The organism is Klebsiella sp. KE9456 (assembly GCF_043832615.1).
Lineage (GTDB): Bacteria > Pseudomonadota > Gammaproteobacteria > Enterobacterales > Enterobacteriaceae > Klebsiella > Klebsiella indica.
Window position 1 is genome coordinate 42,182 of sequence record NZ_JBDYQK010000004.1, and the last position, 25,325, is coordinate 67,506.

The 25,325-nt window shown below is 55.6% G+C and carries 19 protein-coding genes; 17 read left to right on the top strand and 2 right to left on the bottom strand.

Annotated features, from left to right (window positions below; translation table 11 throughout):
* The first annotated feature begins 75 nt into the window (after positions 1-75).
* The 10 genes from ABK821_RS05240 (at position 76) to ABK821_RS05285 (ending at position 15,069) form a co-directional block, all read left to right on the top strand.
* Positions 76-957 (top strand): LysR family transcriptional regulator, encoded by an 882-nt coding sequence (locus tag ABK821_RS05240; protein WP_343178727.1) that lies wholly within the window; start codon positions 76-78, stop codon positions 955-957.
* A gap of 391 nt (positions 958-1,348) precedes the next feature.
* Complete coding sequence (locus ABK821_RS05245) at positions 1,349-2,566, top strand: efflux RND transporter periplasmic adaptor subunit (protein WP_138362329.1); 1,218 nt, start codon at positions 1,349-1,351, stop codon at positions 2,564-2,566.
* Positions 2,563-5,784: an efflux RND transporter permease subunit gene (locus ABK821_RS05250; RefSeq protein ID WP_343178726.1), complete on the top strand. Its 3,222-nt coding sequence runs from the start codon at positions 2,563-2,565 to the stop codon at positions 5,782-5,784. Before ABK821_RS05245 ends, ABK821_RS05250 begins: the two co-directional genes overlap by 4 nt.
* A complete protein-coding gene (locus tag ABK821_RS05255; RefSeq protein ID WP_343178725.1) occupies positions 5,781-8,882 on the top strand; it encodes a multidrug efflux RND transporter permease subunit in 3,102 nt (1,033 codons plus the stop codon). The genes ABK821_RS05250 and ABK821_RS05255 overlap by 4 nt, the downstream gene beginning before the upstream one ends.
* A gap of 3 nt (positions 8,883-8,885) precedes the next feature.
* Entirely contained in the window at positions 8,886-10,286 is a 1,401-nt protein-coding gene (locus tag ABK821_RS05260) for an efflux transporter outer membrane subunit (protein ID WP_395033836.1), read from the top strand.
* A gap of 199 nt (positions 10,287-10,485) precedes the next feature.
* Positions 10,486-11,811: a glycoside hydrolase family 10 protein gene (locus ABK821_RS05265; RefSeq protein WP_374043510.1), complete on the top strand. Its 1,326-nt coding sequence runs from the start codon at positions 10,486-10,488 to the stop codon at positions 11,809-11,811.
* Positions 11,812-12,061: 250 nt separating this feature from the next.
* Entirely contained in the window at positions 12,062-12,628 is a 567-nt protein-coding gene (locus ABK821_RS05270) for a peroxiredoxin (protein WP_138362333.1), read from the top strand.
* A gap of 15 nt (positions 12,629-12,643) precedes the next feature.
* Complete coding sequence (locus ABK821_RS05275; protein WP_343178724.1) at positions 12,644-13,867, top strand: thioredoxin family protein; 1,224 nt, start codon at positions 12,644-12,646, stop codon at positions 13,865-13,867.
* A gap of 13 nt (positions 13,868-13,880) precedes the next feature.
* Positions 13,881-14,441, top strand: a complete 561-nt coding sequence (locus ABK821_RS05280) for an RNA polymerase sigma factor (protein ID WP_138362335.1) — start codon at positions 13,881-13,883, stop codon at positions 14,439-14,441.
* Positions 14,428-15,069, top strand: a complete 642-nt coding sequence (locus ABK821_RS05285; protein WP_138362336.1) for an NrsF family protein — start codon at positions 14,428-14,430, stop codon at positions 15,067-15,069. The genes ABK821_RS05280 and ABK821_RS05285 overlap by 14 nt, the downstream gene beginning before the upstream one ends.
* A gap of 73 nt (positions 15,070-15,142) precedes the next feature.
* Here the strand turns inward: ABK821_RS05285 and ABK821_RS05290 are convergent, their stop codons facing one another.
* Positions 15,143-16,267, bottom strand: a complete 1,125-nt coding sequence (locus ABK821_RS05290; protein WP_138362337.1) for an N-acetyltransferase — start codon at positions 16,265-16,267, stop codon at positions 15,143-15,145.
* Between the two features lie 824 nt (positions 16,268-17,091).
* Between ABK821_RS05290 and ABK821_RS05295 the strand changes: the two genes are divergently transcribed.
* From ABK821_RS05295 to spt, 4 genes are read left to right on the top strand one after another with little or no spacing between them, the layout of a single operon-like run.
* Positions 17,092-18,831, top strand: coding sequence for a fatty acyl-AMP ligase (locus ABK821_RS05295; RefSeq protein ID WP_138362338.1), 1,740 nt, complete (start codon positions 17,092-17,094; stop codon positions 18,829-18,831).
* Positions 18,828-19,742, top strand: coding sequence for an NAD-dependent epimerase/dehydratase family protein (locus ABK821_RS05300; RefSeq protein WP_343178723.1), 915 nt, complete (start codon positions 18,828-18,830; stop codon positions 19,740-19,742). Before ABK821_RS05295 ends, ABK821_RS05300 begins: the two co-directional genes overlap by 4 nt.
* Positions 19,743-19,773: 31 nt before the next feature.
* Positions 19,774-20,034 (top strand): acyl carrier protein, encoded by a 261-nt coding sequence (locus ABK821_RS05305; RefSeq protein ID WP_138362340.1) that lies wholly within the window; start codon positions 19,774-19,776, stop codon positions 20,032-20,034.
* Positions 20,021-21,193, top strand: a complete 1,173-nt coding sequence (gene spt, locus ABK821_RS05310; protein WP_138362341.1) for a serine palmitoyltransferase — start codon at positions 20,021-20,023, stop codon at positions 21,191-21,193. Before ABK821_RS05305 ends, spt begins: the two co-directional genes overlap by 14 nt.
* A 60-nt stretch (positions 21,194-21,253) precedes the next feature.
* On the opposite strand, the gene ABK821_RS05315 is transcribed toward spt, so the two are convergent.
* Positions 21,254-21,985, bottom strand: a complete 732-nt coding sequence (locus ABK821_RS05315; RefSeq protein WP_142501972.1) for a dTMP kinase — start codon at positions 21,983-21,985, stop codon at positions 21,254-21,256.
* A gap of 407 nt (positions 21,986-22,392) precedes the next feature.
* On the opposite strand from ABK821_RS05315, the gene ABK821_RS05320 reads away from it, so the two are divergent.
* From ABK821_RS05320 to ABK821_RS05330, 3 genes are all read left to right on the top strand, one after another.
* Entirely contained in the window at positions 22,393-23,079 is a 687-nt protein-coding gene (locus ABK821_RS05320; protein WP_138362343.1) for a hypothetical protein, read from the top strand.
* Positions 23,080-23,109: 30 nt separating this feature from the next.
* Positions 23,110-23,865 carry a hypothetical protein gene (locus tag ABK821_RS05325; protein ID WP_343178722.1) on the top strand — a complete coding sequence of 252 codons (756 nt, stop codon included), beginning with the start codon at positions 23,110-23,112 and terminating at the stop codon, positions 23,863-23,865.
* Positions 23,866-23,996: 131 nt separating this feature from the next.
* A complete protein-coding gene (locus tag ABK821_RS05330; RefSeq protein ID WP_343178721.1) occupies positions 23,997-25,325 on the top strand; it encodes a lipopolysaccharide biosynthesis protein in 1,329 nt (442 codons plus the stop codon).

The window sequence follows — 25,325 nt, forward strand, 5'->3', positions numbered from 1 at the left end:
TCATTCTCAGGACCTGGACTTTACGCATTTAAAAACGCTATGCTGCCACTTTCAGTTAATGACGGTGGTATTTCTATGATGCTCCCCCCGCTCAATGCGGCCCGTGCGTTCGAGGCTACCGCCAGGCTGCTCAGTATCTCTAAAGCCGGTGAAGAGCTGTGCGTAACGCATGCGGCGGTCAGTGGGCAGATCAAGAAGCTTGAGTCCTGGCTCGGCAGACGCCTGTTTGAGCGTTCGGGACGCGGCGTAGTGCTGACGCCCGCCGGGCAACAGTATTATCAGTCCATACAGCAGGCGCTGAGCATTATCTCGGTGGCTTCCCAGTCGTTGCGGATCCGCAAAGACCGCAATGCAATCTCCGTCGCCTGCATTCCCTCTATCGCCACCCGGTGGTTAATTCCAGCGTTGCCTGAGTTCACTGAACTCCACCCGCAGATCACCATCGAGGTCGCCTATTCGCGGGCCCATGAAGCCTTTGATCCGGAGAAGCATGATGTCCTGATCACCCATAAAAACAGCAATGCAGAGGGGATTGCCTCCCATAAGCTGTTTTCCCGGATAAATAAACCCGTCGCCAGCCCCCGCTATCTGGAGACCAGCCGTTGTGATGCCCAATTAAATAACGCCATGTTGCTGCATGATGAAGCGATCTCCGCGTGGGAAGAGTGGTTCATCAGAGCGGGATACCGCCCAGAAAACCTGACGCATGGCCCGGTTTATCAGGACTTTAATCTGCTTGCCACGGCGGTGATTGCCGGACACGGCGTCGCGCTGTGCCCTACGGAGGTCTTTCGCCGGGAACTGGCAAGCGGCGACCTGGTGATACTGTCCGATATCTCGACGCTGGACGATGAAGGTTATTACCTGCTCTCAGATCAGGAGTGTAACCATTCCACCCAGGCCTTTTGCCAGTGGTTCGCCGGCGTCTGTAGCAACGTAAAAGCGCCACGGAATTAATGCCTGCGCCTGTCCTGACTCATGTCGCTGAGGACGGCGCGACGCGGCAGGTTTTCGGCGTAATGGCGGGGAATGCGGCGCATTCTCGTGGTGTCAAGTGAACGGAACAGGCCGCGAACTCAGCACGGGAAAAAAATGCGCCATTCCGTACAACCCGCTGAAAAACGCGATTCTCGCGGGCACGCAAAACAGCATAAAAAGCCGCTGACGATCTTAACTGAATCGCACCGGATACTGGACAGTCAGCCAATGCGATCTTATTAATATATCCATATTTTTTCCATTATTTACAGGTAACGTGTTCACAAAATTTCATGCTACTTCGCTTTCCCTTCACTGAATTGTGCATATAAGTGGTTGCTGTTTATTCATCTGACATTTGAAGACCGTAATGAAAAAGAACATTCCGCTGTTCCGAAGCCGCCATTGGTTTAGATGGTTATTGATATTGTGTGTGCTGTTAATTATCGCCGGTGTGATATGGCGCTTATTGCCCATGGGGAAAAAAATGGGCGGCGGCGACTTTCCGCCTGGCGGGCCGATGGGCAAAATGGGCGGCGGTACGACGCTGGTCCATAGCGCGACGGCAACAACGGCAGATGTTCCGGTTTACCTCAATGCACTTGGCACGGTCATTCCCAATGCCACGGTGACCGTCACCAGCCGGGTCGATGGTCAACTGGAAAAGGTCTACTTTACTGAGGGGCAAAAGGTCCAGGCGGGCCAGCTACTGGCGCAAATCGACCCGCGTTCCTACCAGGCAACGCTGAAGCAGTATCAGGGCGAACTGAGCGAAAACAAAGCGCTGCTGCAAAGCGCCGAACTGACGCTGGCGCGCTATAGAAAATTGTATGCCCAGGACTCACTGGCCCGCCAGGATCTGGATTCACAAATTGCCACGGTCGGCCAGTATCGCGGCGCCGTCGCAGCCGATGAGGCGCAGATCGCCAGCGCGCAGTTAAATATCGAATACTCCCGCATCACCGCGCCGGTCAGCGGACGCGTCGGTCTGCGGTTGGTCGATCCCGGCAATATGATATTCAGTTCCAGCTCCACTGGGCTGGTCACCATCACCCAAATGCAGCCTGCAGCGGTTACCTTTAGCGTCCCGCAAAGCTATATTCCCACGCTGGCCAACGTGTTGCACCGTGGTCAGACGTTACCCGCCGCCGCCTTAGATCAGGACGGCAACCGCGTGCTGGCCGAAGGCGCAGTGAAATTTATCAGCAACCAGATCGATACCAGTACCGGCACCGTGACCCTTAAAGCGGAATTTCCTAACGATGATGAAGCGTTATACGCTAACCAGTTCGTTAATCTGCGTTTACAGACCCGTATGTTGCCAAAGGCGACGGTCGTCTCCACTCAGGCACTACAGCTCAGTAGTGATGGCAATTTTGTCTATGTGATTAACAAAGACAATACCGTCACCCGCCGGACCGTCACCCTGGGCCCGACGTGGCAGAATAATCAGCAGGTGATCCTGACGGGGATCGCGCCCGGCGAGCGCGTGGTGACGGAAGGTATTGACCGACTGAGCAACGGCAGTAAAGTCTCAATTGTGGGCGACACTCAGCAACCCACATCTGCGACGGCTGGCGCCAAATGAACCCATCTCGTCTCTTTATTCAACGTCCGGTCGCCACTATCCTGCTGATGCTGGGGGTGCTGATTAGCGGAATTTTCGCCTACCGCTTTCTGTCAACCTCGGCCCTGCCGCAGGTTGACTATCCAACCATCCAGGTTACCACCCTTTACCCCGGCGCCAGCCCTGATGTAATGGCGTCAGCGGTAACATCACCGCTGGAGCGCCAGTTAGGGCAGATGTCCGGTCTGAGCCAGATGACCTCCACCAGTTCCAGCGGTTCATCGATCATCACCCTGAAATTCTCGCTCGATCTGTCGCTGGATGTCGCCGAGCAGGAAGTGCAGGCAGCCATTAACGCCGCCAATAACCTGTTGCCGGATGACCTGCCAAATCCGCCGACCTATAAAAAAGTGAATCCGGCGGATAACGCGGTGATCACCCTGGCGGCAAGTTCCGATACCCTCTCCTTGCTCCGTATTCAGGATCTGGTCAATACCCGGGTTGCGCTGAAGTTGTCACAAATTTCCGGCGTCGGGATGGTGACGCTGGCGGGGGGTCATCAACCGGCAATTCGCGTACAAATGGACCCCAACGCGCTGGCGGCCCACGGGCTGACGCTGGAAGACGTCAACACCCTGATCAACAACAGCAACGTTAATGGTTCGAAAGGCGGTTTTGATGGCCAGTACCATTCGGTCACTATTGATGCCAACGATCAGCTTCACACCGCGCAGGAATATGGCAACCTGATCCTGACTTACCAGAACGGCGCGGCGTTGCGCCTGAAGGATATCGCCCATATTGAACAGGGGCCGGAAAACAGCTTCCAGTCAGCCTGGGCCAATAACAGTCCGGCGATTATCATTAGCGTTCAGCGCCAGCCCGGCGCCAACGTGATTCAGGTTGTGGATGATATTAAAGCGAAACTGCCGCAATTGCAGGCGGCGCTGCCGGACGGCGTTAAGATGACCATTCTTTCCGATCGTACCCAGACAATCCGCGACTCGATCCATGATGTACAGTTTGAACTGATGCTCTCTATCGCCCTCGTGGTGATGGTGACGTTCCTGTTTCTGCGCAACGTGGCGGCAACGCTGATCCCCAGCATTGCCGTACCGCTGTCGCTGGTCGGCACGTTTGGCGTCATGTATCTTGCTGGTTTCAGCCTCAATAACCTGTCGCTGATGGCGCTGACTATCGCCACCGGTTTTGTCATCGATGATGCCATCGTGGTGGTGGAGAATATTTCCCGCCGTCTGGAAGAAGGCGCCCCTCCGATGCAAGCGGCGCTGGAGGGGTCGCGACAGATCGGCTTTACCATTATCTCATTGACCTTTTCGCTAATTGCGGTCCTGATCCCGCTACTGTTTATGGGCGATGTGGTTGGACGCCTGTTTCGCGAGTTCGCCATTACCCTCGCGGTATCGATTCTGGTGTCGATGGTGGTCTCGCTGACGCTGACGCCCATGCTGTGCGCGTATCTGCTGCGCTATATTCCACCAGAAAAACAGTCGCGCTTTGCGCGCAAAGGCGGCGCAGTATTCGACGCGGTGATCCACTATTACGATCGGCTGCTTACCGTGGTGCTTAACCATCGTAAACTGACGCTGCTGGCGGCACTGGCGACCTTTGCCATAACGGCCCTGCTCTATATCATTATCCCCAAAAGCTTCTTCCCGGTGCAGGATACCGGCCTGATTCAGGGAGTGACGATCGCTTCTCAGGATGTCTCATTTAACGAGATGGCCAGACGGCAGCAGGCGCTGGCGAAAGTCATTCTTCAGAATCCGGCTGTGCAGAGCGTCTCCTCGACCATTGGTATCGACGGCAGCAATACCAGCCTCAACAGCGGTCGAATTCAGATCAATCTGCGCGCTTTTGATCAGCGTGATGAAAAAGCCGCAGCGATTATCCGCCAACTGGAGCAGGCGGCGCAATCGGTGGTCGGGATCCGTTTGTACATGCAGCCAGCGCAGGATTTAACCGTCAATGACCAGGTGACGCCAAGTCAGTACCAGTTCACCCTGGATGATACTGACAGCGAGAATCTCATCACCTGGACGCCGCAACTGGTCGCCGCACTGCAAAAACGCCCCGAATTCAACAACGTGGTGAGTAATCTGCAGTCCCAGGGCCAGGTGGCCTATGTCACTCTGGATCGCGATAAAGCCGCCCGCTTCGGCATTACCGCATCCGATGTCGACACCGCGCTGTATAACGCGTTCGGCCAGCGGCTGGTGTCCACCATCTTTACTCAGTCCAATCAGTACCGCGTCGTGCTGGAAGTCGCGCCGAAGTATCAGCAGTCTCCGGCTTCTTTTGACGATATCTGGCTACAGCCGTCATCAACCAGTAGCAGCGACAGCAGTAGCGACAGTGATAGCACATCGACATCATCAACATCGTCAACATCGTCAACATCGTCAACCACATCATCATCCGACACCTCTACAGAGAGCAGCAGCACCGGGTTGGTCAGACTGACCTCGATCGCCACCATCCACCAGCGTACCGGTTCGCTGATGCATATGCGTCTGAATCAGTTCCCGGCGGTGATGATCTCCTTTAACCTCAATCATGGCTACTCCCTGGGGGACGGGCAAAAAGCGATCGCTGAGACGGTCGAACAACTGCGCTTACCCTCCAGTATCACCCTGCGCTACCAGGGCGAAACCGCGGCGTTCCAGAGCGCTACCGCCAACACCTTGTGGCTGATCCTCGCCGCGTTGCTCACCATGTATGTGGTACTGGGTATTTTGTATGAGAGCTTTATTCATCCGGTAACGATCCTGTCCACGCTGCCTTCGGCGGCGGTCGGCGGGCTGCTGTCGCTGATGCTTGCAGGTTCCGATTTCAGCCTGATAGCCCTGATTGGCGTCATTTTGCTGATTGGCATTGTGAAAAAAAACGCCATCATGATGATCGACTTTGCGCTGGAGGCGGAATACAAGCAGCACCTCAGTCCGCGGGAAGCCATACATCAGGCCTGTCTGCTGCGCTTTCGCCCGATCATGATGACCACCATGGCGGCACTGCTGGGCGCGTTACCGCTGATGCTGGCCTCCGGCTCTGGCGCCGAGCTGCGCCAGCCGTTGGGCCTGGTGATTGTCGGCGGCCTGGTGGTCAGCCAGATACTCACCCTGTTTACCACGCCGGTTATTTACCTGTGGTTTGATGGTCTCGCCGCACACGGCAGACGCTGGGTAAAACGTAAACAGCAGGCGCAAGAGAAACAATGAATCTGACCCGGTTATTTATTTTTCGCCCGGTTGCCACACTGCTGATCACGCTGGGGATCCTGCTGTTAGGGGGATTAGGTTATCGGCTGTTGCCGGTCGCGCCTCTGCCGCAGGTGGATTTCCCGACCATTATGGTCAGCGCCAGCCTCTCTGGCGCCAGCCCGGAAACCATGGCGGCGACCGTTGCCACACCGCTGGAACGCGCCCTTGGACAAATTGCCGGAATCAGCGAAATGACCTCGACCAGTTCGCAGGGCTCGTCGAGCATTATTTTGCAGTTTGATCTCGACCGCGACATTAACGGCGCGGCGCGCGACGTCCAGGCGGCGATCAATGCCGCCCGCAGCCTGCTGCCCAGCAGTATGGAGTCACTGCCGACCTACCGTAAAGCCAACCCGTCCGATGCCCCTATTGTGATGCTGGCGCTGACCTCTTCCTCACGCTCCCCAGGGGAGTTGTACGATCTGGCGGAAAGCCAAATAGAGCAAGCCGTTGGACAGGTAAAAGGCGTCGGCGAAGTCTCATTAATGGGCAGCGCGCTGCCTGCTGTGCGTATCGATCTGCAGCCGAATAAACTCAGCCAATACGGTATTTCACTGGATACCGTACGCAGCGCCATTGCCGACAGCACAACCAATCTGCCGAAAGGAATGTTACAGGGTAACAATCAGTCCTGGGTGGTGGACAGCAATGGTCAGCTCGATAAAGCGGCGCAATACCGCGATCTGGTTATTGCTTATCGCAACGGCAAAACATTACGCCTGAGCGATGTCGCCCGCGTGTACGACTCCGTCGAAGATAAATATCAGGCCGGTTTTCTTAACGGCAGTCCGGCGGTCATGATCGGCATTATCCGCCAGGCCGGCGCAAATATGCTGCAGACGATTGATGCGATTAAGGCGCAACTGCCCGCGCTGGAAAAAAACCTGCCTGCCGATACCCGACTAAAAGTGGTGGTCGATCGCTCCACCACCGTGCGTGAGTCGCTGTATGAGACAGAGGAAACATTGCTGATCGCCGTGCTGCTGGTTATCGCGGTGGTGTTCGTTTTTCTGCGCAATCTACAGGCGGTGGTGATCCCGGCGCTGGCGCTGCCGGTGTCGCTGATCGGCACCTGCGCGGTCATGTATTTACTCGGTTACAGTCTCGACAATCTGTCCCTGATGGCGTTGATCATCTCCACCGGTTTTGTGGTCGATGACGCGATTGTGGTGCTGGAGAATATCGCCCGCCATATTGAAGAGGGCCTCAGTCCGCTGCGCGCGGCGCTGCGTGGTTCCCGTGAAGTCAGTTTCACCGTTTTGTCGATGACCGTCTCGCTGCTGGCGGTATTTATCCCGATTCTGCTGATGGGCAGTATTGTCGGACGACTGTTTCGCGAATTCGCAGTCACGCTTAGCGTCGCGCTGCTGATCTCAATGTTTGTCTCCCTCAGCCTGACCCCGATGCTCTGTTCACGGCTTCTGAAAGCAAAACCGGCGGTCACCCGACGGCCTCACCCACTTTATCAATGGATCGAGAATCAACTTAACCGCCTGCTGGCTGCCTACTCACGGGGATTGCACTGGGTAATGGCGCACCAGAAGCTGGTGATGTTTAGCCTGCTGCTGACGGTGATGCTGAATATTTTTCTTTATAGCGTGGTACAGAAAGGCTTCTTTCCCAACCAGGACACCGGCCTGCTGATGGGGGCGGTACGCGCCGATCAGAATATCTCCTTCCAGGCGATGGAGCCGAAAGTGCAGATGTTCACCAAAATGATTGAGGCCGATCCGGCCGTTGACAGCGTGATGTCATCAATGGGCAGCGGCATGTTCGGCTCGCGCAATACCGCTAACTTCTTTGTCCGGCTGAAGGATTTTAATCAGCGCGACGCAACGGCCACCGAAGTGGCCAACCGCCTGAGTATGAAAACCAATCATGTTCCCGGCGCGCAAATGTTCCTGATGGCCGCTCAGGATTTACACATCGGCGGGCGCAGCGCCAACGCCAGCTATCAATACAGCCTGCAGGCCGACGATCTCGATCTGCTACGCGAATGGACGCCGAAGGTACAGGCGGCGCTGGCGGCTATTCCGCAGTTCAACAGCGTGGATTCGGACTCTGAAACCGGGGGGCAGGAGATGGTTATCCAGATCGATCGCGACCGCGCCACACGGCTCGGCGTTAACGTCAAAATGCTTGATGAGATGTTGAATAACGCCTTCAGCCAGCGGCAAATCGCCACCCTGTATCACACTCTGAACCAGTACCATGTGGTCATGACGTTGTCCGATAAGTACACACGCGATCCTGCGATACTGAGCGAGTTATATGTGATCAATGATGACGGCGACCGGATACCGATTTCCGCCTTTGCCCGGTTTGTCGGCAGCAATGCCCCGCTGTCGGTTGCGCACCAGTCCCAGTCCGCAACCAGCACTATCGCCTTTAACCTTAACGACGGCGTTTCGCTGGAGCAGGCGCAGGTTCTGATCAATAACGCGATGGCGAAAATCGGCCTGCCCTCAAGCGTGCAGGCCGGCTTTCAGGGCACCGCTAAAGCCTATGCCGACCTGGTGACAACCATGCCGTGGCTCATTGTTGCGGCGCTGATCGCCATCTATATCGTGCTGGGCGTGTTGTACGAAAGCTACATCCATCCGCTGACCATTCTCTCCACTCTGCCATCGGCGGGGGTCGGGGCTCTGCTGCTGTTGCTGTTAACCAATACTCAACTGACGGTTATCGCGCTCATTGGCATTATTTTGCTGATCGGGATTGTGAAAAAGAACGCCATTATGATGATCGACTTCGCCCTTGATGCCGAAAGGCGGCTGGGCATGTCGCCGCAGCAGGCAATTGTTCAGGCCTGCCTGATGCGCTTCCGCCCGATTATGATGACCACCCTTGCCGCCTTCTTCGGCGCCCTGCCTTTGGCGTTAGGCAGCGGTGGCGATGCTGATTTACGCAGTCCTTTGGGCCTGGCGATTGCCGGTGGACTGGCTCTGAGCCAGCTACTGACCCTTTTCACCACGCCGGTAGTGTATCTCTGGCTAGATAAGCTTAGTCGCGCGGTCCGACATCACTGGCATCGCGTTCGTCATGCAGGATCCTGATTAATGAAAATGTCATTATCGATGACTTCCGTCATCTGTGTATTACTCCTCACTGGCTGTACCGTCGGCCCGGACTATCAGCGGCCTAAAATGCCCCTGCCTTTACACTATAAAGAAGCCAAAGGATGGCAGCAGGCGGTGCCGCAGGATGATGTCAAAAAGGGAGAGTGGTGGGCCGTCTACCACGATCCGCAGCTTGACAGCCTGTTGCGTCAGGTGAGTCTTTCTAACCAGAATATCGCCAGCTATGCCGCACAGTACAGAGAAGCGCAGGCCCTGGTGGCCCAGTCGCGGGCCGAACTCTTCCCGTCCCTCAGTTATGACGCCAGTTCGACGCGCAGCAGTAGCCACAGTAGCGGGCAACGCACCACCGGCAATTCGCACACCGCCGAGCTTAGCGCCAGTTGGGAACTGGATCTGTGGGGCAAACTACGCCGCACGGTCGAGGAAAACCGCGCCAGCGCCGAAGCCAGTGCCGCGGAACTGGCCAATATCACCCTCAGCGCGCAATCCGAGCTGGCGCAGGACTATTTCCAGTTGCGAGTAATGGACGAAAAAATCGCTCTGTATCAGCGCAGTATCGACGCTTATGAACGCTATCTGACGGTGATAAACAACAAATATCAGGTGGGCAGCGAATCGCGGGCCACCCTGGCGCAGGCGCAGATGCAGTTAGAGAGCGCTCGCGCCTCCGCCCAGGATTATCAGTGGCAGCGCGCGCAGCTGGAACACGCCATTGCCCTGCTGATCGGGAAAGCGCCGGCGGATTTCAGCCTGCCGGTCAGTAACATGCAGGCCACGCTTCCGGCCATTCCGCAAACGCTGCCCGCGCAATTACTACAGCGCCGTCCGGACATTGCCGAAGCAGAGCGTGATGTGGCGGCGGCGAACGCGGCGGTGGGCGTCGCCATCGCCGGTTATTACCCGGACCTGACCTTAAGCGCCAGCGGCGGCGTCAGTTCCTCAGCGATACACAATCTACTATCGCTGCCAAACCGTATCTGGTCGCTCGGCCCGGCATTAAGCGGTACGCTGCTGGACTTCGGCGCGACATCGGCGGAAGTCGCTCAGGCCCGGGCCAACTATGACGCGAAAGTCGCCAGCTACCGGCAAACGGTTCTGCAAGCGCTGCAGGAGGTGGAGGACTATCTGGTTGAGCTACGCGTTCTGCAAGGCGAGATCCTTTCCCAGCAGCGGGCCACCGTGGCGGCGCAGGAATCAGCGAGAGTCACCCGTAATCAGTATGAGGCGGGAATGATTGACTATCTTGACGTTGCCACAACCGAAAACAGCAGTCTGAGCGAACAGCAAAGTCTGCTGTCACTGCAAAGTACGCAGTGGGTCGCCAGCGTTGAGCTGATTGCCGCGCTTGGCGGCGGCTGGCAGCAAAAAGCGGAACAGTAAAAAACCGGGCCGGGGAAGCCGCGTTCCCGGCCCAGATAACCAGGCTGACCCGGGAACGCGGCAAGATCCATGGACTGCCGGGCTGACGGGGTTAAGGCTTCACGGCGTAAACTGCCGCGCCGGTCATCTAAGCGGTTGACTTAACGCCGCATAATACGAAAATAGCCCCCTACGTCACGACCAGAAAAAGTCGGCATATATGATGATCCGCGGTCATAGCTTTCTGTTGAATAAAATAAATATATCCGTCATTGCAATTGCTGCGGGGCTGTTACTGGCCAGTTGCCGCAGTACCCCCCCCGCATCCCTTGTCACCCCGCTCCCGCCAGCCAGCAAACCGTCCATTTTGCCGAAAAGCCATGAGCCGGTACGCGGCGTCTGGTTGACGACCGTATCGCGGCTCGACTGGCCGCCGCTGGCATCGGTTAATGGCAATATCGATGCCAGCCGCCGTATCGCCATGCAGCAGCAATCCCTGATCGCCAAGCTGGATAAATTAAAAAGTCTCGGTATTAATACCGTGTTCTTTCAGGTAAAACCCGACGCGACCGCCCTCTGGCCGTCAAAAATTCTGCCGTGGTCCGATATGCTGACCGGGAAAATTGGTCAGGATCCGGGCTACGATCCGCTGCGTTTTATGCTGGACGAAGCGCACAAACGCGGGATACGCGTTCATGCGTGGTTTAACCCCTATCGCGTTTCGACCAATACTCGCCCGAAAACCGTAGAAGCGCTGAAAGCGACGCTGGCACAGGTTCCCGCCAGCGTCTATGTCCTGCATCCGGAATGGATCCGCACCGCCGGGGATCGCTTCGTTCTCGATCCCGGTATTCCGCAGGTGCGTGACTGGATCACCAGCATTGTGGCGGAAGTGGTACAGCACTATCCGGTGGATGGCGTCCAGTTCGATGACTATTTCTATAGCGAAACGCCGGGATCGCCGCTGAACGACAACCGGACATTTCAGCAGTATGGTCAGGGTTTTGCCACAAAAGCGGACTGGCGGCGACACAACACGCAGCTGCTGATTGAGCAGGTTTCGCGCACCATCAAGCAAATCAATCCCGATGTCGAATTCGGCGTCAGCCCGGCGGGTGTCTGGCGCAATCGCTCGCACGACGCCGCCGGTTCCGACACCCGCGGCGCGGCGGCCTACGACGAGTCTTATGCCGACACCCGCCGCTGGGTGCAACTGGGATTGCTGGACTATATCGCGCCGCAGCTGTACTGGCCTTTTTCCCGTAGCGCCGCCCGTTACGATGTGCTGGCAAAGTGGTGGGCGGATGTGGTGAAACCAACGCATACCCGCCTCTATATTGGCGTGGCGCTGTATAAAGTTGGCGAACCGTCGAAAAATGAGCCGGACTGGATGGTGAACGGCGGCGTGCCGGAACTGAAAAAGCAGCTTGATTTAAACGCGTCGATACCGCAAATTCAGGGCACTATTTTGTTCAGAGAAAATTATCTTAATCAGCCACAAACCCAGCAGGCCGTTAACTATCTGAAGTCCCGCTGGGGAGAGTAATTCACGCCCCTGAGACCCGTAGCCTGATAAACATTGCCGCAACCCGATTCTGGCGATCGTGGCGTACAATATAGTGTCGTAACAGAACACGAGTCAGCCGGGCCCCGTACAATCATCGAACACTGAACACGGTTAGGTTCATGCCGTGTTAAAAAAATTTTCACCCGCGCGCAACTTTTCTCCCTGCTCCTGCGAACTGAATAACTGAGTCTACCCGAACCAGAGCGTTCATACCTCGCAGGAGCTGATAATGAAATCGTTACACACTCTCGTTTCCACCCTGACCCTCGCCGCTGTTATCGCGCTACCTGCGTTCAGCGCCCACGCTGCGTTACCGGTGGGGGCCAAAGCCCCTGACTTCGAGCTACAGGGCGCCCTTGCTGGTAAACCCCTGACCTTCTCGCTCAAAAAGGCACTGCAAAAAGGGCCGGTCGTGCTTTACTTCTTCCCGGCCGCCTTCAGCGCGGGTTGTACCATTGAGGCGCATGACTTTGCCGAAGCCACCGATGATTTCAATAAAATGGGTGCCACGGTGGTGGGCGTCACCGCAGGCAACACCGCGCAGGTGAGTGATTTCTCCAGACTGGAGTGCCGCGACAAATTCGCCGTGGCGGCAGATCCAGGCGCCAAAGTCGCAGCCCGGTATCAGACACTGATAGAAATGAAAGGCAAAACGCTTTCTGACCGTACCTCTTATGTTATTGCGCCTGATGGCGACATCCTGCTGAGCTACACTGACAGAAATCCGGAAACGCACATTGAAAAAACGCTCGCGGCGGTTAAGCAGTACGACGCGTCTCATCCGCAATCCCACTAAACAAAGAGGCCAGCGATGTTAACTGCCATGCTGGCCGCCTTTATCGGCGGCATCATCCTTAACTTTATGCCCTGCGTTTTTCCGGTGATTTCACTGAAAGCGCTTGGTCTGCTACGCCATTCGGATAACGCCGCCCATGCCCGCCGCGAGGGATTGGGATTTTTGTTGGGCGTCGTAATCACTATGGTGGCGCTGGCCGCCATTTTGCTGGCGGTACGCGCAGGGGGCACGGCGGTTGGCTGGGGCTTTCAGCTACAGTCGCCGCTGGTGATCAGCCTGCTTGCGTTGATTATTCTCGCCGCGGCGCTTAACCTGCTGGGCGTGTTTGAGGTCGGGTTAGCAGCGCAGCGTGTCGGCGCGCTGGAGATAGGCCGCGGGGCATTTACTCGCTCCGCGCTAACCGGGGCGCTGGCGATTGTGGTCGCCACGCCGTGCGCCGCCCCGTTTATGGCCAGCGCGATAGGTTATGCTTTGGTACAGCCGCCAGAGGTGGCGCTGATCGTCTTCATTTTCCTGGCGCTGGGCTTTGCGGCCCCCTTTACGCTGATCTCCCTGTTCCCGCCGCTGACAAAGCTGCTGCCGCGGCCCGGCGCCTGGATGGATATTCTTAAACGTATTCTGGCGTTTCCAATGTTCGGCGCTTATGCCTGGCTGGTGTGGGTGCTGGCGCAACAGGCCGGAACCACCGCGCTGGGCGCATTGCTCGCCGCCTCCGTGGTGCTAAGTTTTGCCGCCTGGCTGTATGGCATAGCCCAGCAGCGCCGTTTTCAAGGCAAAGGGCATAAAGCGCTTTTCGTTGTGACGGCGGCGCTGGTGGCCGCCGTTATCGCACCGCTGCCGGGGGTGATGAAATCCTCCGGTGATAGGCAAGTCGCTGAAGTGACGGCGCAGAAGTGGACGCCGCAGTCCGTTGCCGAACAGCGCGGGCATGGCAAAGCGATTTTTGTCAACTTCACGGCCTCCTGGTGCATCACCTGCCAGGTCAACGAGAAAACCTCGCTTTCCACTCAGGCGGTAAAAGCGGCGCTGGCGAAAACCGGTACGCTGTATATGGTCGCCGACTCCACAAAATTTAACCCGGATGTCGATGATGCGCTTAATCACTTCGGCCAGGGCGGTCTGCCGCTGTACGTGGTTTATCCCGCCGATGGCGGCCAACCGCAGGTCCTGCCGCAGGTGCTGACGCCCGGCATCGTGATCAACGCGCTGTACCAGGCCGCGCGTAAAAAAGCGTCATAGCACAAGGCGGATTATGCAAACAAACGACAACGCACGCGAAAACTGGCCTGTGCTCATGGCGCAGGCACAGGCTGGCGATCGCCTCGCCTATACCCGTTTATTAAAAGCGCTGGTATCCGTGATCCGCGCGCAGGTACGTAAACACATCAGCGATGAAGCATTAGTTGAAGATGTCATTCAGGATGTGCTGCTGACGGTACATCGGGTTCGCCATACCTACGATCCGGCATTTCCATTTCTGCCCTGGCTGATGGCCATTATCTCGGCGCGCACCATCGATACCCTGCGTCGGCGCGGTCGTCGTCAGCGCTGGGAAACTAACGACGAAATACTGCCTGACGTCCCTTCTTCTGCGCACGCAGCCCAGCATCTGGACCGCGAGGAAGAGCTGGCAGGCTATTTACGTCAACTCCCGGCACGCCAGCGTGAGATCGTGGAGCATGTTCACCTGCATGAAATGAGCCTGACCGAGGCCGCCGCGCATAACAATCTGAGCGTTGCGGCGGTAAAGTCGCTATTGCATCGGGCGCTGAAGAATCTGCGCCGTTCTGGAGCCCATCATGACCGATCATAATCTGTTGATTGAAAAACTTAGCCGCGACATACAGCCGGTCAGACGCCCGCAGCCGACCGGCTGGCGGGTAGTGAGCTGGATGGGCGTTGCCCTTCCCTGCGCTATCGTCGTGAGTTGCCTGCTGCCGCGCGATCTGACCGACTGGTCACAACCCGGTGCCGCCTGGGCCATCGCCCAGCTCCTGCTGGCATTTTTGCTTGGCACGCTGGCGATTCGCAACGCCTTCGCGATGAGCATTGCCGGGCGGCGAACGCTCAGCGGGAAAGCGCTGCTCCCCATCGGGCTGATGTGGTTTGGATTAAGCCTGCGCGCGATGCACGGCGACGCATCGCCAATCCATGATGACGATAGCATCCACTGCTTTACCTTTCTGCTGGCCGTCAGCACGCCGATGATGGCGCTGATGATTGCCAGTCTGCGACGTACCCGCACGCTGCACCCGGTTCGCAACCTGGCGATGGCCGGGCTGGGGATTGCCAGCCTGGCGGTAAGCCTGCTGGCCTTTTGTCATCCGGTACATCTGGATTCGCTGGACTTTGTTACCCATCTGGCTGCCGTGGTTGCAATAATCGCGCTGACGGTCCTTGTCGGTAAACGTTGGGTTAGCGTCGATTCGTTTTTCCGCTGACGAGGATAAAGCCGATAACATCCGGTCCTCCGCGTACAGGACCGGAAAACACACAGATGCCTTCATCCGCAAATTAAATTGTTTTTTCGTATAAGCGGTAGCGTTTATACGGGACCGCGCCGATTCGCTCTAAAATGGTTCGCATGCCGGTATTGGACTCTAATATCCACGACATTTCCAGCGCATCAATATGATGCCTGGCAAAGGGATCGCGCAGCCTCTCAATCAGCAACAGCGCGATCACCGGCCCGATCCGACTGAACTGATATTCCTGACGAACGCCCATCAAAGGCACTCTTGCCGTGCGCACGCCGCTGACTTTCAGACGCCACAATAATTTAGCCCAGCCAAACGGCATTAAACGTCCCTGCAGATCGGCGATGGCTTCATTAATATTCGGCAGCCCCACGATGAAAGCGCAGGGCTCCCCCTCCACTTCGGCGATGTGGATCATATCTTCAGAAACCAGATACTTAAGTTGATCGCCCATCGTGGCAAATTCGTGCTCAGTAAACGGGACAAACCCCCAGTTATGCTGCCAGCCGGAATTAAATATCTCCCGTAGCACCTGCATCTCCTCGCGAAAGCGCTTGCGATTAAGATGACGAATGGTCACTTTTTTGCGTACCTGCTCCATCATCCGGGTTAACGAAGGTGAAAAATGCAGGTCGGTTCGCTTCATCCAATAGGCCAGTAAATCGATTCCTTTCGTATACCCCTGCTGCGCTATCCTGTCGGCATAATAGGGTTTAGCGTAGGTCATCAGGGCCGATGGCGGAGTATCAAACCCCTCAACCAGCAGGCCGCTCTCCTGATTGATATTAAGGCTGAATGGGCCGGTGATGTTATGCGCGCCTTTCGATCTCAGCCACGCTTCCGCCGCCGTAAAGAGCGAACTAAAAACGGCGGCATCATCAACGGCGTCAATCATGCCAAAGTGGCCAGTATCGTTTCCGTGAATCGCGCGGTGCAGCGTATCAATTTGTGCGGTAATGCGACCGACCACGTTCCCCTGTTTTTTAGCGACCCACGCCTGCCATTCTATATGTTCGGTGCCGGGATTCTTTGTGGACAAATGCTCTTCACGCTCCAGATACAGCGGTGCGATCCAGTTTGGATCATCACGGAACAGTAACGAAGGGAAAGCAATAAATTCTTTAAGATTGCGCTTATGCGAAATTTTCTCAACACGGATCATAAATAGCCTTAGATTTTTAATAACATAATTAAATAATGGCCCGACAGCACCGTTAGCATTTTTACGCACTCTTTATTTATTTGATGATGTATGACCTCCCGAACAAAATGACGGCCCGATTGCGTTGGCGCATTCAAAACCGCTTGCAATGAAGGTGATGGTTTATTATTTAGCGCTATTTTTGTTATTTAGTGCCTTTTTTACCATTTTGAGCTTTTTTTATTATTTCGTGCTTTTTTATAAAAAAATTACCTTTTCTGGTTATCGACTTTAATAACGAGCAGCATTGTATTTTTTACCACTTAATGCTTTTTTTAATGCTCAGGTTAAATGAGCCATTCACTTTTGAATTTCTAACGGCATACTGTTTATGGTTTGTTTAAGTTTTTCTACCCTATATTATTCACGCTACAAGGCAAGACGGTTAACCGTTTCGCGCTGCGCCAGCTCCACGAAGACGTACACCGGTGCATCTGCAGCCTGAAAAATGCCGGGTACAGATTGTTATGCACGAGGTCAGACTATATGAGTTAGTCGTTATTTCCTGCCCTACAGATACAGACCTAAGGAACGGCGATATTCGGTTATTACAATGCGCCCTGCATATTTTAAGGCGCCACCTAAGGTTAATAACGCGGTTGTCGCCGGTTTTCTCCGGTGAATAACCGGCGGGCGAATTATGCACGCCAATATACGTTGTTTGTGGAATGAAGATGGTTGAATAACAAACTTATTCAATACCTGTTCATAGTAAAAATATCAAATCCCTCGCCAGGCGTCGTGTTGGCTCTTTTGGCGATCTTACTCTATGGCGATGTTTGTCTATGTCTGAAACAAGTTCCGTTCATTCTCTTCCCATGCGTTATGCGGATTTTCCTACTTTAGTGGATGCGTTAGATTATGCGGCGCGCGGCAAAACGGGAATGAATTTTTATGACCGTCGTAATCAACTGGTGGCCGTTCTTGAATACAGTACGTTGAAACAACGCGCAATATCGGGCGCGCGGCGTTTACTCTCGCTGAACCTTAAGAAAGGCGATCGCATTGCGCTGCTCGCGGAAACCAGCGCGGGATTCGTAGAAGCCTTCTTTGCATGCCAGTATGCGGGGTTCGTGGCGGTACCGCTGGCGATCCCCATGGGTCTTGGTCAGCGCGATTCCTACACCGCCAGGCTGCAGGAACTGATCGCCAGCTGCAACCCCTCAGCGATTATCAGCAGCGAGGAGTGGAAGCCGCTGATCGCCTCCGCCGCGGCGGAAAGCTCCTCTGCGCATATTCTCAGCTACGCCGATTTCAATACGCTGCCCGAACCGGCCATCGCACTACCGGCAGCCTCGCCTGACGATATCGCTTATCTGCAGTACACCTCAGGCAGCACCCGCTTTCCGCGCGGCGTCATCATTACCCAGCGGGCGGTGATGGCGAATCTGGGGGCGATCAGCCGCCACGGCATCAAGCTGCGTGCGGGGGATCGCTGTGTTTCCTGGCTCCCTTTCTATCACGATATGGGGCTGGTGGGTTTCCTGCTGACGCCGGTTGCGACTCAGTTGTCCGTCGACTATCTGCGCACGCAAGATTTTGCTATGCGCCCGATGCAATGGTTAAAACTGATCGCCAAAAATCGCGGCACCGTGAGTGTCGCGCCGCCGTTCGGCTACGATTTGTGCTTGCGCCGCAGCAACGCCAAAGAACTTGCCGATCTGGATCTTTCCAGCTGGCGCGTCGCGGGCGTAGGCGCCGAGCCGATTCCGGCCGAATTGCTGAGCCAGTTTGGCGAGCACTTCCGTCACTTTCGCTTCGACAGCAAGGCATTCATGCCCTGCTATGGTCTGGCGGAGAATACGCTCGCGGTCAGCTTTTCCGATAAATCGGCCGGCCCGCAAACCAATACCGTCGACCGCGATATTCTGGAATATGAGGGCAAAGCGCTCGCGCCCGGTAAAAAAACGCGCGCAATCTCAACATTCGTCAACTGCGGCAAAGCGCTGCCCGGTCATCGTATTGAGATCCGCAGTGAAAGCGGGCAACTGTTGCCTGAACGCCATGTCGGCCATATCTACATTTCCGGTCCCAGCCTGATGAACGGCTATTTCTGCGATGATGAATCCCAGCAGCAGATTCAGGTCACCGGCTGGATGGATACCGGCGACCTCGGTTACTTGCTGGATGGTTATCTGTATGTCACCGGGCGCAAAAAGGATCTGATCATCATTCGCGGGCGAAATATCTGGCCGCAGGACATTGAATACGTTGCGGAGTCGGAACCGGAAATCCGTCCCGGAGACGCGATCGCCTTCGTCACTGAAGAGCACGGTGAAGCGGCACGGGTGATTTTGCAAATCCAGTGCCGAATCAGCGAGGAAACGCGCCGGGCGCAAATCATCCACTCGCTGAGCGCGCGTATTCAGAGCGAGTTCGGTATTACGGTAAATATCGAGTTGCTGCCGCCGCACAGTATTCCGCGCACCTCATCGGGAAAACCGGCCCGTGCCGAAGCGAAAAAACGCTGGCTAAGCGCTTCGCTCTATCCGCAACGGCAGCACCTGGCGGGTTTCGCCCAATGACAGGAACCGTCGCCGTCACGGGGGCGACCGGTTTTATCGGCCGCCATATCGTCCACGCACTGCTGGCGCAAGGGTTTACCGTGCGCGCCCTGACCCGGCGCGCAGGAAACGTTGCCGTCGACAATCTGACCTGGGTGCCCGGCGCGCTGGAAGATCAACCATCCCTTGCCGAGCTGGTTTACGGTGCGGATGCCGTGGTTCACTGTGCCGGTCAGGTACGCGGACACGCAGAAGCGGTATTCACACGCGGCAACGTCACCGGCAGCCTGTGCCTGATGCAGGCTGTCCGGCAAAGCAGCCGTTGCAGACGTTTCTTGTTCATCTCCTCTCTGGCCGCCCGCTACCCGGCGCTCTCCTGGTACGCGCATTCCAAATATATTGCCGAACAGCAATTAACGGCCGCCGCGTCAGGGGTGACGTTGGGAATTTTCCGCCCGACCGCGGTTTACGGGCCGGGCGATAAAGAGCTTAAACCGCTGTTCAACGCGCTTTTGCGCGGCGTACTTCCTCGTCTGGGGGCGCCGGAGGCGAAACTCTCCTTTCTGCACGTCAGCGATTTAGCGACAGCGGTCAGTCAATGGTTGTTGGTCAGTCCGGCGCAGCCGAATATTTACGAACTGTGTGACGGCGCTGCCGAAGGCTATACCTGGCGGCGTCTGCGGGATATTGGCGCCGCGGTGCGTCAGGGCCCAGTGCATCTGCTGCCCATTCCGCTGCCGCTGCTGACGTGCATAGCGGAAATCAGTCTGCTGTGGTGCCGGATGACAAAACAGGAGCCGATGCTGACGCACAGCAAAATACATGAATTAACCCATCGCGACTGGTCCGCCAGCAACCAACGTCTGTCACAACATATTAGCTGGTACCCACAGGTGAGCCTGGCGCGCGCGCTGCGCGAAGGACTGTTTTAATGATTCCCAACAGAGGTGTGTCAACATTCTTATGCTAAATCGCGATGCTGTGATGGATTATATCCTGACGTGTTTACAAAGTATCGTCGAAGGCGGATTGGAAATAAAACCTGATAGCGATCTCGTCAATGATCTTGGACTGGAATCCATCAGAGTATTGAATCTGCTGATGATGCTGGAAGATAAATTAGATATCTCCATTCCTATCAATATATTGCTTGATGTCAGAACGCCAGAGCAATTGCTTGACGCGCTGCGCCCTTATCTGGAGAAAAGCCATGGGACTTTATGACAAATTTTCACGACTCGCCAACGATCGTGTACAGTTTCAAACTTCCGGCCTCAATCCGTTCGGCACCTGCATTGATGAAGTCTATTCGGCGACCCGCGGACGCATCGGCGATCGTCAGATTATCCTCGCAGGCACCAATAACTACCTCGGCCTGACCTTCGACGCCCAGGCCATCGCCGAAGGCCAGGCGGCAATGGCCGCACTGGGCACCGGCACCACCGGCTCCCGCATGGCGAACGGCAGCTACGGTTCGCACCTGATGTTAGAGCAGGAACTGGCTGATTTCTTCGATCGCCCCTGCGCGATCGTCTTTTCCACCGGCTATACCGCAAATCTCGGCGTCATCAGCACGCTGGCGGGACCGGGTTCGGTGGTGCTGATCGATGCGGACAGCCACGCCAGCATTTACGACGCCTGCGCACTCGGGGGCGCGGAGATTATTCGCTTCCGCCACAATGACGCCGAGGATCTGGGCCGCCGCATGCTGCGCCTGGGCGAACGCGCCCGCGAGGCGCTCATTATTGTTGAAGGCATCTACAGTATGCTGGGCGATGTCGCGCCGCTGGTAGAAATTGTCGAAATTAAGCGACGCTTAGGCGGTTATCTGCTGGTAGATGAGGCGCACTCATTTGGCGTGATGGGGGCTAACGGCCGCGGCCTGGCTGAAGCGCTGGGCGTTGAACAGGATGTTGACATTATTGTCGGGACGTTCAGCAAAAGCCTGGCTTCTATCGGCGGTTTCGCCGTCGGCGGCAAGGAGATGGAGGTGTTGCGCTACAGCAGTCGCCCGTATATTTTTACCGCCTCGCCGTCGCCCTCCAGCATCGCATCGGTACGTTCGACGCTGCGAAAAATTGCGCATCATCCCGAATTGCGGGAAAAACTGTGGAGCAACGCGCAGCGCCTGTACCGGGGGCTCGTCGCGCTGGGATATACGCTGGGGCCGCGCATCAGCCCGGTCGTTCCGGTGATAATCGGTTCTAAAGAAGAGGGTCTGCGCTTCTGGCGCGATCTGATTGACAGGGGCGTGTATGTCAATCTGGTTTTACCGCCTGCTGCTCCGGCGGAGATGACCCTGCTGCGCTGCAGCGTCAATGCCGCACACAGCGATGAAGATATCGACGCGATCATCCATGCCTTTGCGGTACTGAAACAGTAATCCCCTCCGCTACCCCGGCGGCGATGCCTGAAATGCCATCGCCGCCCTTGAGTAAAACCATTAATGCATAACGGCAGATGTCTCATCAGCCGAATAACCATACCCTTGCGTCGCCATAAATTCGGCGATGGCTTTTTCCGTCATCGCGATCACCTGTTCAATCGGCTGATTAGCATCGATATTTACGATATCTGCACCGTCAAAAGTCAACAGCGGCGTGACGGCGATTTTTTTCTCCAGCGACGCTTTACGATGATCGGGCTTACGTGCGCAGGCCACTTCCAGGTCAACATTCAGCTTAATGACTAAATCCGGATGATGCCCCGCCATCCACTGAAACGCCGCCCGTTCGCGGTCTGCCAGCCATCTGACAAGGCGGCTCCCTTCAACGTTTAACGGGAATACCGTGCCGTCGTAGGCGCCGGGGATCTGCGCCTGCGGAAAACGGTCGGTCAACACAATAAATCCTTGCCGACGAAACGCCAGCATCCGACGAAAGCGCAGCAATCGGCGCACCACGAAAATGCTAATCACCAGCGACGGCAGCAAACCAGGATTCGATTTTGCCATTTTGACTTTTTTACTATTGCGCGCGATCTCCTTGCCAACCAGACTTCCCAACAGAGGAAGCCGGGATGCCGCACGCCCGACATTCCCCGCCTGTTTTCCCAGATGAACCCTGACCGCCGGCCCATATCTTCTCATATAGCCGATCACATGTTCACACACGGTGGACTTACCCGAACCGTCACAGCCAATTACCGCGATCAGCGGCGGAAATTTTGTACTCATAATATGATCCTATGCCAAATAAACGAAAACGGTGTGCCACTGTTGATGCGAAACAACGCTTACGTCGCCAGAGATTTGGTGCGCGGGGCAACATTACGACGTCGCACCAAATAGCACAAAAAATTAAACTATTATTGAAAATATCTGCTTTCGTCACCCATCTGGTACGCCGATAATTAACATAAAAAGCGAAATCCCCCTCTTCGCAAATAATTAGCACAAAATAACAAGAAAGCTTACTCCAGATATCAACCGGGAATAACGAGAGGAAATAAAAGGCGTATTATTATCGTGGCAGACAACAATAAATATCTTGAACCCAATGTGGATTGGAATACAATGGTTTTTTTCGCATTGGATCAATTATTGTGAGTCAGCAAATAAGATCGGGATCTCATCATACGCCCTTGCGCGTAATTGCGATAACGGGCTGTGACGGCTCAGGAAAATCAACCTTAGCCGCCAGTCTGGCCCGCGCTTTATCGGCACAAAGACCGACGGAACAACTTTATCTTGGTCAGTCGTCCGGGCGTATTGGCGAATGGATCGCTTCCCTGCACATTATTGGTGCGCCGTTCTCCCGTTATTTGTTGGCGAAATCCAGACGCGTGCATGAATGTCCTTCCACACCGCCGGACAACGCAACGGCGCTGGTGATTTTTTTACTCTCATATTGGCGCGTTTATAAATTTCGCCGCATGTTAACAAAAAGTCGCCGGGGTATATTGCTGATCACCGACCGTTATCCGCAGGCGGAAGTTGCCGGGTTTCGGTTCGATGGCCCGCAACTGGCAAAAACGGTCGGCGGTAACCGCTGGGTTAGCTGGTTAAGAAAGCGCGAGCGACGCCTGTACCAGTGGATGGCCTCTCACTTGCCTTTATTATTAATTCGTCTGGATATCGATGAACAAACGGCGTATTCACGCAAACCCGACCATCCACTGTCAGCCTTGCGTGAAAAGATCGCCGTTATCCCGCACCTGACTTTTAATGGCGCAAAAATACTGGATTTAGACGGTCGTGAACCAGCGAATAAAATTTTTAATGAAGCACTGCGTGCAATTCAAATTTCATTGATAGCCGCCAGTGTGTAGCTGACAAATAACTTTTTCGTACTGAAACAGATGAAAAAAAATAAACGCCCCTTTCCCCCGGACTCGTCTTCCGCCTGTATCACCGGGCTTATTGCCGTGGTGGGCAGCGATGGTACAGGAAAGTCCACGCTGACCGCCGATCTGGTCAATAGCCTGCGACAATATTGCACAACAGAGCGGCGTTATTTAGGGCTGATATCCGGCGAGGATGGCGACAAAATCAAGCGTCTGCCTTTCATCGGCGTCTGGCTGGAGCGGCGCCTGGCGGCTAAATCCGATAAAACCCAACGGATGAGTAATAAGCCGCCCGCGCTCTGGGCTGCGTTGATCATGTACGGATTTTCACTGTGGCGCGCATCTAATCTGCGGAAAGTATGCCGGCTGGCGCAGAGCGGCGTGCTGGTGATCAGCGATCGCTACCCGCAAGCAGAGATTTCCGGCTTTTATTACGATGGGCCCGGCATTGGCGTGGAGCGTGCAAAAGGCCGGCTGCTGACGCGGCTGGCGGCACGCGAACGCCGTTTATATCAACGTATGGCCCAGTACCGGCCAGAACTGATCATTCGTCTTAATATTGACGTCGATACGGCTTTTGCACGCAAGCCGGATCACAGTTATGAAGAGCTGAAAGACAAAATTGCCACCATGGTGCGCCTGCAATACAACGGTTCACGCATTATCGAACTGGACGCCAGAGCACCCTACGATGACGTGCTGAATAACGCGCTCAATGCCATATCCGCTATCGCATTTCCCACCCCGCGAATGAGCCGCGCTTATCAGTAGCGATGTCGTGCAACGGTAGAAAAGTCGATGGCCGGGGAAACGCCGATTCTGGTGGTTAAACAGATGCAGAGAAATATTATGATCAGGCAGCGCAAGAGACGAGAAAATAACCCTAACGGCTGGTTTTTGTCATGAAACGGTGGTTTTCCGACGGCGCTTTTCGCTCCATTCTACGTAACGCCGCATATTTAGGTTCCGGTAGTGTGGCCAGCGCGCTGCTCGGGTTACTGGCGCTGTCGTGCGCCGGTAAAGGCATGTCGCCCGACATGTTCGGCGTGCTGGTCGTGATTCAGGCTTATACAAAAGCGGTGAGTGACTTTATCAAATTTCAGACATGGCAATTTGTCGTTCAATTCGGCACGCCGGCTCTGGAGCAGCAAAACACCCGACGCTTCCGCGACGTCATCGCCTTTTCATTCGGTTTGGATATTGCGAGCGGCGCCGTCGCCATACTGGGCGGGATGCTGCTGCTGCCTTTTTTGGCCCACGCCCTCGGGCTGAATACGCAAAGTTTCTGGCTCGCCATGCTGTACTGTACCCTCATTCCCTCGATGACATCATCGACCCCAACAGGAGTGCTGCGCGCCTTTAATCGCTTCGATTTAATCGCCGTGCAGCAGGCCATTAAGCCTTTCCTGCAGGCCGTTGGGAGCGTCATTTCATATTACCTGGATCTGGGGTTTCCTGGGTTCATCATCACCTGGTACGCCTCTAATCTCGTCGGCGGCACGTTATTCTGGTGGTTCACCGCGCGTGAGCTGCGCCGTCGGCAGATCCACGGCGCGCTGAAACCGCGCCTGTTCAATACCGCGCGTCGCATTCATGGCGCGTGGAATTTTGTCTGGACGACCAATATTGCCCATACCATTTGGGCTGCGCGGAACTCATGTACCACCGTGCTGGTTGGTGTGGTGCTGGGGCCCGCCGCCGCCGGGCTGTTTAAAATTGCGATGACCTTCTTCGATGCGACAGGTACTCCGGCGAAACTTCTGGAGAAAAGTTTCTACCCGGAAATCATGCGCCTTGATCCCCGCACAACCAGGCCGTGGCTGCTGGGACTGCGCTCCGCGCTGCTGGCTGGCGGTATTGGCATCGCCGTCGCACTGCTGGTCATCCTGGTGGGTCAGCCGCTAATCGCCGCGGTTTTCGGTCATCAGTATCTGGAAGCCTATGATCTCATTCAAATCATGTTGGGGGCGATCATCGTTTCAATGATCGGCTTCCCGCAAGAATCTTTACTGTTCATGGCAGGCAAGCAGCGCGCTTTCCTCATCGTGCAGGCTATTTCCGCGGCGTCCTACATTACGCTACTCCTGACAATGTCGTACGCCTTCGGCGTGCAGGGCTCCGCCTTCGCTTATTTACTAGGGCAATGTTTAGACGTTCTGTTATCCCTGATACCGACGATCAGTGCCTATCGCAATCGCTATATGTTAGGGCTGAATGTGCCCAGAGAGTAA

Excerpts from the sequence above, each read along its gene's own strand:
- ABK821_RS05240 (WP_343178727.1), top strand. The coding sequence starts at position 76 with ATGATGCTCCCCCCGCTCAATGCGGCCCGTGCGTTCGAGGCTACCGCC.
- ABK821_RS05275 (WP_343178724.1), top strand. The coding sequence starts at position 12,644 with ATGTTAACTGCCATGCTGGCCGCCTTTATCGGCGGCATCATCCTTAAC.
- ABK821_RS05325 (WP_343178722.1), top strand. The coding sequence starts at position 23,110 with ATGAAAAAAAATAAACGCCCCTTTCCCCCGGACTCGTCTTCCGCCTGT.
- ABK821_RS05305 (WP_138362340.1), top strand. The coding sequence starts at position 19,774 with ATGCTAAATCGCGATGCTGTGATGGATTATATCCTGACGTGTTTACAA.
- spt (WP_138362341.1), top strand. The coding sequence starts at position 20,021 with ATGGGACTTTATGACAAATTTTCACGACTCGCCAACGATCGTGTACAG.
- ABK821_RS05255 (WP_343178725.1), top strand. The coding sequence starts at position 5,781 with ATGAATCTGACCCGGTTATTTATTTTTCGCCCGGTTGCCACACTGCTG.
- ABK821_RS05265 (WP_374043510.1), top strand. The coding sequence starts at position 10,486 with ATGATGATCCGCGGTCATAGCTTTCTGTTGAATAAAATAAATATATCC.
- ABK821_RS05290 (WP_138362337.1), bottom strand. The coding sequence starts at position 16,267 with ATGATCCGTGTTGAGAAAATTTCGCATAAGCGCAATCTTAAAGAATTT.
- ABK821_RS05260 (WP_395033836.1), top strand. The coding sequence starts at position 8,886 with ATGAAAATGTCATTATCGATGACTTCCGTCATCTGTGTATTACTCCTC.
- ABK821_RS05300 (WP_343178723.1), top strand. The coding sequence starts at position 18,828 with ATGACAGGAACCGTCGCCGTCACGGGGGCGACCGGTTTTATCGGCCGC.
- ABK821_RS05245 (WP_138362329.1), top strand. The coding sequence starts at position 1,349 with ATGAAAAAGAACATTCCGCTGTTCCGAAGCCGCCATTGGTTTAGATGG.
- ABK821_RS05315 (WP_142501972.1), bottom strand. The coding sequence starts at position 21,985 with ATGAGTACAAAATTTCCGCCGCTGATCGCGGTAATTGGCTGTGACGGT.
- ABK821_RS05330 (WP_343178721.1), top strand. The coding sequence starts at position 23,997 with ATGAAACGGTGGTTTTCCGACGGCGCTTTTCGCTCCATTCTACGTAAC.
- ABK821_RS05250 (WP_343178726.1), top strand. The coding sequence starts at position 2,563 with ATGAACCCATCTCGTCTCTTTATTCAACGTCCGGTCGCCACTATCCTG.
- ABK821_RS05280 (WP_138362335.1), top strand. The coding sequence starts at position 13,881 with ATGCAAACAAACGACAACGCACGCGAAAACTGGCCTGTGCTCATGGCG.
- ABK821_RS05285 (WP_138362336.1), top strand. The coding sequence starts at position 14,428 with ATGACCGATCATAATCTGTTGATTGAAAAACTTAGCCGCGACATACAG.
- ABK821_RS05270 (WP_138362333.1), top strand. The coding sequence starts at position 12,062 with ATGAAATCGTTACACACTCTCGTTTCCACCCTGACCCTCGCCGCTGTT.
- ABK821_RS05295 (WP_138362338.1), top strand. The coding sequence starts at position 17,092 with ATGTCTGAAACAAGTTCCGTTCATTCTCTTCCCATGCGTTATGCGGAT.